13 protein-coding genes and 1 riboswitch are annotated in these 13440 nt (G+C 46.2%); all 13 genes read right to left on the reverse strand.

Features of this window, described 5'->3' with window-relative positions; genetic code table 11:
• Nucleotides 1–39: 39 nt before the first annotated feature.
• Nucleotides 40–819: a sporulation protein YunB gene (gene yunB, locus MHZ95_RS12240; RefSeq protein WP_239390905.1), complete on the reverse strand. Its 780-nt coding sequence runs from the start codon at nucleotides 817–819 to the stop codon at nucleotides 40–42.
• A 74-nt stretch (nucleotides 820–893) separates the two neighbouring features.
• The gene (locus MHZ95_RS12245; protein ID WP_239390906.1) at nucleotides 894–2267 is read right to left on the reverse strand and encodes a bifunctional metallophosphatase/5'-nucleotidase; all 1374 of its coding nucleotides are present in this window, start codon (nucleotides 2265–2267) and stop codon (nucleotides 894–896) included.
• 4 nt (nucleotides 2268–2271) lie between these two features.
• Nucleotides 2272–3096, reverse strand: a complete 825-nt coding sequence (locus tag MHZ95_RS12250; RefSeq protein WP_239390907.1) for a sulfite exporter TauE/SafE family protein — start codon at nucleotides 3094–3096, stop codon at nucleotides 2272–2274.
• The gene (locus MHZ95_RS12255; protein ID WP_239390908.1) at nucleotides 3096–3959 is read right to left on the reverse strand and encodes a DUF72 domain-containing protein; all 864 of its coding nucleotides are present in this window, start codon (nucleotides 3957–3959) and stop codon (nucleotides 3096–3098) included. Before MHZ95_RS12255 ends, MHZ95_RS12250 begins: the two co-directional genes overlap by 1 nt.
• Nucleotides 3960–4768: 809 nt before the next feature.
• Nucleotides 4769–6166, reverse strand: a complete 1398-nt coding sequence (gene sufB, locus MHZ95_RS12260; RefSeq protein ID WP_239390909.1) for a Fe-S cluster assembly protein SufB — start codon at nucleotides 6164–6166, stop codon at nucleotides 4769–4771.
• Between the two features lie 18 nt (nucleotides 6167–6184).
• On the reverse strand, nucleotides 6185–6625 hold the full coding sequence (gene sufU, locus MHZ95_RS12265) for a Fe-S cluster assembly sulfur transfer protein SufU (protein ID WP_239390910.1): 441 nt from the start codon (nucleotides 6623–6625) through the stop codon (nucleotides 6185–6187).
• Nucleotides 6615–7844, reverse strand: a complete 1230-nt coding sequence (locus tag MHZ95_RS12270; RefSeq protein ID WP_239390911.1) for a cysteine desulfurase — start codon at nucleotides 7842–7844, stop codon at nucleotides 6615–6617. The genes sufU and MHZ95_RS12270 overlap by 11 nt, the downstream gene beginning before the upstream one ends.
• Nucleotides 7844–9151 carry a Fe-S cluster assembly protein SufD gene (sufD, locus tag MHZ95_RS12275; protein WP_239390912.1) on the reverse strand — a complete coding sequence of 436 codons (1308 nt, stop codon included), beginning with the start codon at nucleotides 9149–9151 and terminating at the stop codon, nucleotides 7844–7846. The genes MHZ95_RS12270 and sufD overlap by 1 nt, the downstream gene beginning before the upstream one ends.
• Nucleotides 9152–9170: 19 nt before the next feature.
• Nucleotides 9171–9950, reverse strand: coding sequence for a Fe-S cluster assembly ATPase SufC (gene sufC / locus MHZ95_RS12280; RefSeq protein ID WP_239390913.1), 780 nt, complete (start codon nucleotides 9948–9950; stop codon nucleotides 9171–9173).
• Between the two features lie 250 nt (nucleotides 9951–10200).
• The gene (locus MHZ95_RS12285; RefSeq protein ID WP_239390914.1) at nucleotides 10201–11061 is read right to left on the reverse strand and encodes a MetQ/NlpA family ABC transporter substrate-binding protein; all 861 of its coding nucleotides are present in this window, start codon (nucleotides 11059–11061) and stop codon (nucleotides 10201–10203) included.
• 65 nt (nucleotides 11062–11126) lie between these two features.
• Complete coding sequence (locus tag MHZ95_RS12290) at nucleotides 11127–11795, reverse strand: methionine ABC transporter permease (RefSeq protein WP_239390915.1); 669 nt, start codon at nucleotides 11793–11795, stop codon at nucleotides 11127–11129.
• The gene (locus MHZ95_RS12295) at nucleotides 11788–12813 is read right to left on the reverse strand and encodes a methionine ABC transporter ATP-binding protein (protein WP_239390916.1); all 1026 of its coding nucleotides are present in this window, start codon (nucleotides 12811–12813) and stop codon (nucleotides 11788–11790) included. Before MHZ95_RS12295 ends, MHZ95_RS12290 begins: the two co-directional genes overlap by 8 nt.
• Before the next feature lie 168 nt (nucleotides 12814–12981).
• A riboswitch (SAM riboswitch) is annotated at nucleotides 12982–13087 on the reverse strand.
• A gap of 53 nt (nucleotides 13088–13140) precedes the next feature.
• Nucleotides 13141–13440, reverse strand: a complete 300-nt coding sequence (locus MHZ95_RS12300; RefSeq protein ID WP_239390917.1) for a thioredoxin family protein — start codon at nucleotides 13438–13440, stop codon at nucleotides 13141–13143.

Consider the following 13440-nt stretch of genomic DNA (forward strand, 5'->3'; position numbering starts at 1 on the left):
GAGAAGTGACGAGATCTCATCACTTCCCTCTTTATTTTCTTATTGTCCATCTCCAGGTATTTCAATTGGAAAAGGTATCTCAACACTTGGTGAATTATCTCCTCCACTACTGTAGACGGGTGGAACCTTGCCTGGAACTAAGATCGATCCTACAAGAACTTTCTGCGTCACGACGCTTTTTTGTGTGGCAAGCGGCACGATGATTTGGACATTTACCGTTACGACTACATTTACTTCAAGTATTCCATTGTTAATACCAAATGCGCTATTGGTCGTTTCAATATCCGCATGGACAGCGCCGATGACGTGAAGACGTATAGGAATTTTAGGTCCTAAGTTCCCAAGCAATGGAATGTTCGCTGCTTGCCCAACCGGTACGTAAAATACCACTCCCCCTTGTTTCTCCATTGCATCTTGATTGTATTGAATATTCTCATCCAAAGGCAATACGTCCAGATTCCCTGCTTCCGCCTCTTTTAGATAGGTAGTAACAAGCTCATGTACATCCGCCAATACCCTACTTGTAGCTTCTCCATTGATGGCGATAGCGCCGTTAGGATCATTGGGGATCGTTTGAAAAAGTTCTTCATTACTTGGCATTGAGAACTTTTTTGAAGTAAGTGCTTTGTTAATTACATGAGCTGCAATCTGCTCTGTTTGCACTTCTGCATATTGTATGTAGATAGGCGCGAGTCCAGCGTTGACCGCATAAAGGAAAAGTCCGATTGAGATTAAAAATACGGGAATAAGGAGCGGGAATAGCTTTCTTTTCGTTTTCCTTTTTCGTGTTTTCCTTGTCACTTGCCCATGAAATTTCAAAACAACTCCTCCTATCCCACATTATGCAGTATAGGAGGAGTTCATACGTTGGTTTATTGCTAGAACTGAAGGTATCAATCTATATTTTGTTCTTTTCCATACCATCCAAAAATATCTCTTATCAACTCGGGCATGTAATAATCTTTTTCAGCCTCTTTCAACGCTGGAAAGAAAAAACCGAATGTGAACATATCCAACGTTGCTAGCGTATAGGTCCTCCCTGCTAGCACTTCCCGATTCCCAGCAAATAACTGCCCATAGCGATTTTGGTAAAGCCTTTCATGGATCATCGCGCCCATTAAAGTCCCCCGAAAGCCAAGCCCTTTGATTTCAATTTCAGGCCATTCCTTGTTTAAGGATTGTTCATAGACTTCCATCAGCAACTGACCGTCTAACGTGACGACACATGGATTAATCGGATGAGGCAAGAGCGCATGAAGATCGCCTCTTGACACCCATCCTTTTTCGAGGCTTCCTAGAAAAATCCCCGCATTGAACAGGGCACAATCCGCTTCCGTGTACGCGATGAGTGCTCTTGCAAAAAAAGAGGATAGTTCACTTTCTCCAAAAAGATTTTGACGCAATGGGATCGGATTGAAAAATACCTTTTCGCTCATCGCTTGATTCCCTGCATCGATCAACCGATTCATTTCCCGCACATCTTCTTCCCCATGCGTCAACTGATCGGTCCGGTAGAGAAGCGCTTTTCGATCGGTGATCTCCTTTGCATCCAAGCTGATTTTTAGCGTCACATGCCCAACGTATTCCCCATATTTTCCCGTTGCTGCTAATAAGACAGGTCCAATAAACTCGCCTTCTGGGAGTACATGATGGGTATGCGCGCCTAAAATGACGTCAATGATCGGACACTCCGCTGCAAGGCGTTTGTCTTCATGAATGCCCATATGCGATAGACAGACGATCACATCTACCTCGTCCCTCATCTGTTCAGCTAGTTGTTTTAATGTTTCCCGGGGAGGCGTGATTTGCCAACCGAGTTTTGAATAGAAAGCTTGGTACTCCGCCGTAGCTCCGATGAGTCCGATCCGGGTGCCTTTCCCAGTCGTGTATATGACGGAGGGAATCGCCCAATCCGGGTATTGTCCGTCATCCCACAAATTGCCCAGCACGATATCGAAGTTGGCATCCTCATAGAGCATGTTCAGTGCCGTTTTGGACATCGTAATCCCTTCATTATTGCCGATGGTCACCGCATCATACCCCGCTTGATTCAACAAATGGGTGTTGCCTTTTCCTGCTGTCCCTTCCGTGAATGGATGCGAGCGATCAACAAAGTCACCGATATCGAAGACGAAGCAAGCATCCCCAAGATTAAGATGATGCCGTTTCCGCTCGCGAAGAAACCGGCTGATTTGTGGCCAGCTCTCAAAGTGACTGTGGACATCATTCGTATGATAGATGTGGATTATTTCATTCATCTGTTCCATAAGGTCACCCCAAAATCCCGTCAATAATGGACCTGATTCCAAGCAATAGAAGCGTGATACGCAATGCAAACACAAGCGTTTCCGATTTCATTTTCTGATTCAGATACGCGCCGACTTTCGCCCCGATGTAGGCTGCCGGAACGACTGGAATCGTATAAAGCCAAGGCACGTTTCCAAGTGTGATATGTGTTGCTGAATTGACGAGAGCCGATAGAAGTACCATGAACATCGATGTCCCGACTGCGACATGCGGGGGAAATAGAAAAAGTAAAATCATGGCAGGAACGATGATGGAGCCTCCACCGATTCCGAACAGACCAGAAGAAAACCCGACGACAAAGGTCAATAGCAATGCAAACCAAACCGGGTAGCCATATACGAAATTCTCCCCCGTACGATCCGTGAAACTTCGTTGTTTTCCATGATTCACAAACCAACTGACCGGTTTCAAATATTTTCGAACAAGTAAAAGTGTGGATAGTATGATTAATAATATGCCGAAGTATAAATTAAATGAGGGTAAATCCAATCCTTTATTGACATAAGCTCCTAATATCGTCCCAGGAACACTTCCCGCGAAGAAGATAAATCCACTTCGATAGTCGATCGTTTTTGTTTTCATATACGCTAATGTTGAAGAAAGCCCTGTAAAAATCATCATGACGACGGATAGACCGACAACACTTTGCGGTGTAATTCCGCCGATCATCCCTAAATTAATACCGAAGAAGAGTGTTGCGGGTACCAATATGATCCCGCCACCTAATCCTACTAGTGCCCCGACGATGCCCGCCGCAAGGCCAATGACCGCTAAAATAACAAATTCCATTACCATTCCCCTTCGAAAAAGTCGAGCTGTTTCGGCGCCAAACGCTCGTAATTGATATTGAGCATTTTTTGAAAACGCTTCGCGTTTTGTGCCGCGTGGCCACCCGAGTTGTTATTAAAGACGACAAACACTTCTTCCGTCTCCGCCTTCAACTTTTGAACCGCCGTTTGGATTTCCTGCAGTTCACTATCCACGTAATTATATAAATACCGGACCTTCCGCCATGCCTGATCATCTCCTGACAAGTTACGCCACCCTTGCACATTGCGACCATGAAGTCGGAACAGCACTTTATCTGCCCGTGTCGTCTCCGGAACGAGCGGAATGCTTCCATCCCCCGCTTGCGGCTCATCGCAAACGGAATGAATGAGATTCCATTTACGTAAAAAACCCAAAGTCCCTTCTTGGTAATCGGATGAATACCACGATTGATGCCTAAATTCGATCGCAATATCGAATCCTTCTAACCTGTTACGTATGAAAAGGATTTCCTGAACATTTTCCTTGGTACAATCAAACCACGGCGGAAATTGCACAAGAATCATCGCTAATTTCCCCGCATCCTGCAGAGGCTGAATGGACAATCTAAACTGTTCGTACATCTCTTCGACTGATGCATATGGAAGTTCCCCACGATGATGCCCTGTCATCCCTTGATAAGCTTTGACAATAAAACGGAAATTGTCAGGCGTTTCCGCAATCCATTTACGTATATTTCGCTCCGGCTGAATCGCGTAAAATGTCGAGTCCAATTCGACGACTGGAAAATGCGCGCTATAATCGACCAGCTTATCCTTCGCTGAAGAAGAAGGGGCGTATACATCAGGATGATCTCCCCAACCCGTCAATCCGATTTCAATCAATGTTTAGCCCTTCCTTTCTCATGAAACAATACTATCATAGTATCATATCTCAGAAAGTCCTTTGTAACAATTGTGTTTGCTTGGTGATTGAGCGTTTTGGGAGGCTTTTGAGCTTTTGGGGTGTTCCTTTGGGCGTGGGATGCAGCTCTTTGAGCGCGGGGGCTGCTCTTTGAGCGCGGGGGGCTGCTTTTTGAGCGCGCGGGGCTGCTCTTTGAGCGCGGGGAGCTGCTCTTTGAGCGCGGGGAGCTGCTCTTTGAGCGCCGGGCCAATCTCTTTGAGCGCGGGAGCAGTTTTTTGAGCGCGGGGAGCTGCTCTTTGAGCGCGGGGAGCGACTCTTTGAGCGCGGGGAGCGACTCTTTGAGCGCGGGGAGCGACTCTTTGAGCGCGGGGAGCGACTCTTTGAGCGCGGGGAGCTGCTCTTTGAGCGCGGGGAGCTGCTCTTTGAGCGCGGGGAGCTGCTCTTTGAGCGCGGGGAGCTGCTCTTTGAGCGCGGGGAGCTGCTCTTTGAGCGCGGGGGGCTGCTCTTTGAGCGCGGAGGGCTGCTCTTTGAGCGCGGAGGGCTGCTCTTTGAGCGCGGAGGGCTGCTCTTTGAGCGCGGGAGCTGCTTTTTGAGCGCGGGACCAATCTCTTCGAGCGCGGGGGGCTGCTCTTTGAGCGCGGAGGGCTGCTCTTTGAGCGCGGAGGGCTGCTCTTTGAGCGCGGGAGCTGCTTTTTGAGCGCGGGACCAATCTCTTCGAGCGCAGGGAAGCGCTATTAATAAATTGCATGAAAAAAACCGGCACGAATGGCCGGTTTTTTCTTTATCGTTATTAACCAATAGATCCTTCCATCTCGAACTTGATGAGACGGTTCATCTCTACGGCGTATTCCATCGGCAATTCTTTTGTGAATGGCTCGATGAAGCCCATAACGATCATTTCTGTTGCTTCCAGTTCAGGGATACCGCGGCTCATGAGATAGAAGAGCTGCTCTTCTGATACTTTGGAAACTTTCGCTTCGTGCTCAAGTGAAATGTTGTCGTTCAGGATTTCGTTGTATGGAATTGTATCGGATGTGGATAGCTTATCCATGATGAGCGTGTCACATTCGATGTTGGCACGTGCGCCGTCCGCTTTGCGTCCGAAGTGGACGATTCCGCGGTACGTCACTTTTCCGCCGTGTTGGGAAATCGATTTGGAAACGATTGTCGATGACGTGTTTGGAGCCAAGTGCATCATTTTCGCACCAGCATCTTGGTGTTGCCCTTTACCTGCAAGTGCAATCGACAACGTCATTCCACGTGCGCCTTCGCCTTTTAGGATGATTGCCGGGTATTTCATCGTCAATTTCGAACCGATGTTACCGTCAACCCATTCCATCGTTGCGTTTGCTTCACAAACTGCACGCTTCGTTACAAGGTTGTAAACGTTGTTCGCCCAGTTCTGAATCGTTGTATAGCGGCAGTATGCGTCTTTTTTGATGATGATCTCTACAACCGCACTGTGCAGGGAGTTTGTTGTATAGACAGGTGCTGTACAACCTTCAACATAGTGTACGCTTGCCCCTTCATCAACGATGATCAGTGTACGCTCGAACTGACCCATGTTTTCCGAGTTGATACGGAAATAGGCTTGTAGTGGCGTATCCACTTTCACACCTGGTGGCACATAGATGAATGACCCACCTGACCAGACAGCAGAGTTCAAAGCAGAGAACTTGTTGTCGGAATTCGGAATGACCGTACCCCAATATTTTTTGAAGAGTTCTTCATTTTCCTTCAATGCGGAATCCGTGTCCTTAAAGACTATTCCTAGTTCTTCAAGATCTTCTTTCATGTTGTGATAAACAACTTCCGATTCATATTGTGCGGAAACACCTGCAAGGTATTTCTGCTCCGCTTCAGGAATCCCAAGTTTATCAAACGTACGCTTGATTTCTTCCGGTACTTCATCCCACGAACGTTCTGTCCCTTCGGAAGGTTTGACATAATAAGTGATTTCGTCAAAATTCAACGAATTCAAGTCGCCGCCCCATTGTGGCATTGGCTTGCTGTAGAAGATTTCAAGTGATTTCAAGCGGTAGTTCAACATCCACTCCGGCTCTTCTTTCATTTTCGAAATTTCTTCCACGATTTCACGCGTCAATCCACGTTCCGAACGGAAAACAGATACGTCTTTATCTGCAAAACCATATTTGTAATCGCCGATCTCCGGCATCTTTTTAGCCATTACGATTCCTCCGTTCCTTTATTGGTCGGAGTCATTTCCGACTCCTTTTTCCATCGCCTTCCACGCAAGTGTCGCACACTTGATGCGTGCAGGGAATTTTGCCACACCCGAAAGTGCCTCAATATCTCCAAGGTCGACTGATTCATCCACTTCTTTTCCTAACATCATATCCGAAAAAATATGAGCGACTTTCACCGCTTCTTCCGCGGTTTTGCCTTTGACCATTTGCGTCATCATGGATGCGGATGCCATGGAAATCGAACAGCCTTCGCCTTCGAATTTCGCCTCTTGGACAATCCCGTCTTCCATTTTCAACGTCAAGTGGATAACATCACCGCATGTCGGATTGTTCATATCGACGGTGATATCACTTTCATCAAGGACGCCTTTATTTCTCGGATTTTTATAATGATCCATGATGACTGAACGATATAACTGATCTAAATTATTAATAGACATCTGCGAAATACTCCTTTGCCATACGGAGTCCATCCACGAGGCGATCTACGTCCTCTGTCGTATTGTAAAGATAGAAGCTGGCGCGTGCCGTAGCTGAAACATCGAGCCATTTCATCAGCGGCTGCGCGCAATGGTGGCCCGCTCTGACGGCAATGCCATTCATATCGAGCACCGTTGCAACGTCATGTGGGTGAACTTCGTCTAAATTGAAAGTGACAAGTCCTGCCCGTTTTTCAGGATCGAGCGGACCATAGATTGTAAGTCCCTCGACTTCTGACATTCGTTCCATTGCGTATCCGGCTAACTCATGCTCATGCTTTTCAATCTGCTCAAGCCCGATTTCCTCAAGAAAATCGATTGCAACCCCAAGGCCGATCGCTCCTGCAATGATAGGTGTCCCGCCTTCAAACTTCCAAGGCAACTCTTTCCATGTAGATTCGTATAAACCGACAAAATCGATCATTTCGCCACCGAACTCGACAGGTTCCATTTTATCGAGCAACTCTTTTTTACCGTAAAGTACACCGATACCAGTCGGCCCACACATCTTATGTCCCGAGAAAGCGAAGAAATCACAGTTAAGCTGTTGTACATCGATTTTCAAATGCGGTGCAGCTTGTGCACCATCCACAACCATTACAGCACCATGTGCGTGTGCAATTTCTGCTATTTCTTTAATCGGATTCATCGTACCGAGAACATTTGATACGTACATGATGGAGACGATTTTCGTTCGGTCCGTAATCACTTCACGAACTTTATCGAGCGACAATGTACCATCTTCTTCAAGATCGATGTATTTTAACACGGCACCTTTTTCTTTCGCAAGTTGTTGCCATGGAATAATGTTCGAATGGTGTTCCATGTAGGTGATGACGATTTCATCGCCTTCACCTACATTTGCACGCCCATAACTTTGCGCAACAGTGTTCAGTGCAGTTGTCGTACCACGCATGAAAATGACTTCTTCTGTCGATTTTGCGTTGATGAAATTACGCACTTTTTCACGTGCACCTTCATACCCTTCCGTCGCGCGGTTCCCCAACGTGTGTACGCCACGGTGGACGTTCGAGTTATCTAAATTGTAATAATTGCTGATTGCTTCAATGACTTGCCGCGGTTTTTGGGATGTCGCGGCACTATCTAGATAAACGAGCGGATGCCCGTTTATTTCCTGGTCCAGGATCGGGAAATGTTTGCGGATCTCTTTATTGAGCATTAGCGCACTTTCCTTTCAATAACCTCCGTCAATTGTTTCTTTACGCCTTCAATCGGCAGCTTGCTGACGACTGGCGCAAGGAAACCATGGATGACGAGACGTTCTGCTTCTTGTTGGGAAATTCCTCGGCTCATCAAATAATACAATTGCAATGGGTCAACACGGCCCACAGATGCTGCGTGTCCAGCAGTTACATCATCCTCGTCGATGAGTAGGATCGGGTTCGCATCTCCGCGAGCCTTTTCACTTAACATGAGAACACGTGACTCTTGAACAGCATTCGATCTTGTCGCCCCTTTGGCAATTCGACCAATTCCATTGAAAATGGAAGATGCGGCTTCTTTCATAACGCCATGCTTCAAGATGAAGCCATCCGTATCCAGTCCCCAATGGACAATTTCAGATGTAAAGTTCTGGCGTTGGCTACCACGTCCGACGACAACTGTTTTCATATCACAAGAAGAATTATCCCCTACAAGATGCGTGATATTTTCAGAAATCGTATCGCTGTCGTTCATCAGGCCGAGTGCCCACTCGATACGGCTATCGCGACCCGTGATGCCACGGCGGTTCACATACGTTGTGAAACCTTCCGCAAGCACATCCACTGCACCGTATACGATTTTTGCATTATCGCCTGTGAATACTTCGGAAACGATATTGACAAGTCCCTTCGCTTCTTCGACTGTAGACAAATAGTTTTCGACATAAGTCACTGAGCTGTTTTTCTCCGCAACGACAATCACATGATTAAATAGAGAAGCCTGTGCATCGTCATGTAAGAAAAGAACTTGAAGCGGCTCTTCCACTACAACGTTTTTCGGAACGTATACGAATACGCCGCCGTTCATAAGCGCTGCATGGAGTGCTGTCAATTTATGCTCATCGACTTTGACGCCATCTGTCATGAAGTATTTTTTCACAAGTTCACTATGCTCACGTGAAGCGGTGAAGATATCTGTGAAAATGACACCTTGCTCTTTCAAGCCCTCGGATAGTGAAAGATATGCCGGTGTATTATTATGTTGTACGTAAATATTTTTCTGTTGGTCGACATCCACTAGCGCACGCGCTGCTTCCGGAAGTTCATCCAATGAAGCGAAAGTTGTGGACTCTACCGCATGGTTCGGGAATTCTGTGAAATTCCATTTATCGATTTTTGTTTTATCTGGTTTTGGCATTGGCAGTTGGTCCAGTTTCGCTAATGCATCCGCGCGGAAATCCGCCATCCAATCTGCTTCATTCACCTTCGCTGAATAGGAGCGGACGTCCTGTTCGGTCAATGCCAGTTTTGTTTCAACCGTCATTCTGAATCGTCCCCCTTTCTTATACTTCCTGCCCGACAGTCTCGTCTTCGATACCGAGCTCTTCTTTGATCCAGTCATATCCTTGTTCTTCAAGTTTCTTCGCCAATTCAGCACCGCCGGATTTGACGACTCTTCCTTGCATCATGACGTGGACATGATCTGGCGTAATGTAGTCAAGGAGACGTTGGTAGTGCGTGATGATCAGGCAGCCGAATCCTTCGCCGCGCATTTCGTTAATCCCTTTGGAAACGACTTTCAATGCGTCGATATCAAGACCAGAGTCGATTTCATCAAGGATTGCAAACTTAGGTTTCAACATCATCAGTTGGAGGATTTCGTTACGTTTTTTCTCCCCGCCCGAGAACCCTTCGTTCAAGTAACGAGTAGCCATATCTTCGTCCATTTCAAGGAATTCCATTTTGCTATCCAGCTCACGGATGAATTTCATCAATGAAATTTCATCGCCCTCTTCACGTTGCGCATTGATGGCAGAACGTAGGAAGTCAGCATTTGTCACACCCGTGATTTCACTTGGATATTGCATCGCAAGGAAAAGACCCGCTTGTGCACGCTCGTCCACTTCCATTTCCAGTACGTCCTCACCGTCAAGCGTCACCGTACCTGCTGTTACTTCATATTTGGGATGCCCCATAATCGCTGACGCGAGAGTTGATTTTCCTGTACCGTTCGGACCCATGATTGCGTGGATCTCATTTGTATTGATCGTCAAATCGACGCCTTTCAATATTTCCTTGCCTTCAATTTCAACGTGAAGGCCTTTGATTTCCAAAGTTGCCATTCCAATACCTCCATATGTTAAAGATGAACGGATATCCATTCTCAATTTAGTATCATTCTAATCTTAACGTATAAAGCATCCCCATGCAAATCATTGAGAACCGTATCGATTGATTAGAATACACTTAAATCAAGACTTTGTTATACCTGCTCTAGTAGATTCGCCGCATTTTCAATTATCTATTCCTGGTTGAGAATTATCTTAAAGAAGCTCCCTTGATTCTTTTCAGATCAACGGAGCTTCAATTTGATTATTTTACTGGAACGATTTCGCCGTTCCACTCTTCAACGATAAAGTCTTGGATTTCTTGTGATTGTAACACTTCTACTAATGTTTTGATTTCTGGTTTGTTTTCATCGCCTTCACGTACAGCGATAATGTTCACGTATGGTGATTCCGAATCTTCCATTGCAATTGCATCTTCAAGTGGATTTAAACCGGCATCGATAGCAAAGTTCGTGTTAATCAGAACGATATCCCCTTCGCCGTTATTGAAAAACTGTGGCAAGATCGCCGGATCGTTTTTCGCGTCAAACTGAAGATTCTTCGGGTTCTCGGCGATGTCTTTCAGTTCAGCTGATGTTTTATCGATTCCTTCAGCCAATTTGATGAGCCCTTTTGCTTCAAGCAACGCTAATACACGTCCATGGTCAGCAACAGAATTACTAATTAGCACAGTCGCACCGTCTGGAAGTTCTTCCAATGATTTGTATTCTTTTGAATAGATACCGATCGGTTCAATATGGATGCCGCCTGCATTGACAAATTTATAGCCGTGGTCTTTGATTTGCAAATCAAGGTAAGGGATATGCTGGAAATAGTTTGCATCAAGATCTTCGCTTTCAAGGTCTTGGTTCGGCAAGATATAGTCTTGGTATTTTTGGATATCCAGTTCAATGCCTTTTTCTTCTAACAATGGTGCCGCTTTTTCAAGAATGATCGCATGCGGCGTGTTGGAAGCACCGACAACTAGCTTTGTTAATTCTCCACCAGTAGCCTCTTCACCGCTACTCCCGTTTGTGCTGTTTTCATTTGTGTCATTTTTCGTCCCACATGCTGCCAGTGCAAGTAAAAGCACTGCCAATAATAACCCAAATAAGATTTTCTTCATCCTATAACTCCCCTTTTCTATATCATTTCTATAGTTAGCAGGCAACGCCTGGTTGACCCTATCTTTTAACGCTTGTCCAACTTCTTCACCGCAAAATCGCCGATGGCCTGAATGATGAAAACGATGACCAAAATGAGGATGGTCGACACTTGCGTCACATCTTCCCGGCTGCGTTGGAAACCTTCCATATAAGCAAGCGTACCGAGTCCGCCCGCTCCGATAATCCCTGCCATCGCTGTATAGCCGACAAGCGCGATAGCTGTCACCGTAATGCCTGAAATAAGTGCAGGCATCGATTCAGGCAATAGCACTTTAAAGATAATCGTTCTCGTTTTGGCTCCCATCGACTTGGCCGCTTCGATTACACCTTTATCGATCTCTTGCAGCGCAATTAATACCATTCGCCCATAAAACGGAGCCGCTCCGATAATGAGTGCCGGCAACGCCCCTTCTGGCCCACGGATTGTACCGACCAACAGTTTCGTAAAGGGAATAAGCAAGATGATTAAAATGATAAACGGAATCGAGCGAAAGATATTGACGAATGCCCCCGTGATGGTATAGATCACCTTATTGGCCCATATTTGACCCGGACTTGCCAAGAACAACACTACCCCAAGCGCAATACCGATGATAAATGTAAAAAATGTTGAGATGGCGGTCATGTAAATCGTTTCGACTGTTGCTTCCCACATAACTTCCCAATCCACGTTCGGAAATAGATTTTCAATCATTGCCGATCACCTCCGTCTGGACATCTTGTTCATGGAGGTAGTGGATTGCCTCGTCAATGAGTGCCGCCTCTCCTACGAGTTGGAGAATGAGCGTACCGTATGCTCCGCCACGAGTATGGGATATATTCCCCTGTACAATATTCACATCTACATCGAACTTCCGGATCAAGCTTGCCAAGACCGGCTGCTCCGTCCGATCGCCGACAAAGACAAGTTTGATGAGCTTTCCAGTTGGAAACTCATCTTTTATATGTTCAATTGCCTGTTTCGCCTCTGCCGATTCTGTCACTTGGGAAACGAATCGCTTCGTAATTGGGGCTTGAGGTGCTTGGAACACATCGAGTACATTCCCAAGTTCCACAACTTTCCCAGCTTCCATGACCGCGACCCGATGGCAGATTTTGCGGATGACATGCATTTCATGGGTAATCAACACAATCGTCAAACCGAGCCGCTCATTGATCCCCGTCAGCAACTCCAAAATGGAGTCCGTCGTTTCGGGGTCAAGCGCTGATGTCGCTTCATCACAGAGCAGAACTTCCGGATCGTTCGCGAGCGCCCTTGCAATGCCGACACGTTGCTTTTGTCCACCTGACAATTCGGATGGATAGGCATCTTCACGGCCACTTAGACCAACCAATTCAATCAGTTCAGCGACTTTCCGTTCCCGGTCCGCTTTTCGAACGCCTGCGATTTCAAGTGGAAAAGCAATATTATCCTTCACTGTCCGCGACCATAATAAGTTGAAATGCTGGAAAATCATGCTCACTTTTTGTCGAGCTTCTCTCAGGTCCTTGCCTTTAATCGCGGAAATCTCCAGTTCGCCAATTTCCACCCGGCCGGAAGTCGGCTTTTCAAGACCGTTCAGCAGGCGGATCAACGTACTTTTCCCTGCCCCACTATAGCCGATAATACCAAAAATTTCGCCATCCGCAATTTCCAGCGATACACCATCGACTGCGGATATGCTATTTGCTCCTACACCGTATTGTTTATCAATATCCGTTAAACGGATCATTCCTTTCACCTCAACACTTGAAAAGCAGAAGTGGCCTGCATTAGATGCTCGCCCCACTACAGCTAGACATTAATAATTAAGTAAAGCGCAGGGCGCCTGTATAAAAAAAAACCTTCCTGCAGACGGGCAGAAAGGTATTACGTTAGTTGTCATCAACGTTCATCCGATCTCTCATCTGTCAAAGCGATTGCTTTGCGTGATTTGGCACCATTTCACTTTCGTGACGGTTGCCGGGCTTCATAGGGCACTGTCCCTCCACCACTCTTAATAAGAGCTACTTATTCAACTATATGTTCAGACGTATATTATCATGTTCGACAAGCTCTGTCAACTCAATTTTTCAAGGAGGTACGGGACAGAATGAAATGCATAGATCTTATGCTGTATTTTGCCTTCCTTTTGGATCAGCAGACAAGGAACGCTTTCAATTTCATACTCAACCGCCACTTCCTGCACGTAGTTCAAATCTGCCTTCCCCATATGTAAATCCGGCTTCATAGCGGCAATGACATCCAACATTTTGGAGGCAACTGCACAAGTTCCACACATCGGTGTATATAAATAATAGACGGCTTCAGGTAACTCTTCTAATGCCTGTTTCCATTGTTTATGTGTCCATGTTTCCAT

Origin of the sequence: Sporosarcina sp. ACRSM (assembly GCF_022346545.1) — a bacterium.
GTDB lineage: Bacteria > Bacillota > Bacilli > Bacillales_A > Planococcaceae > Sporosarcina.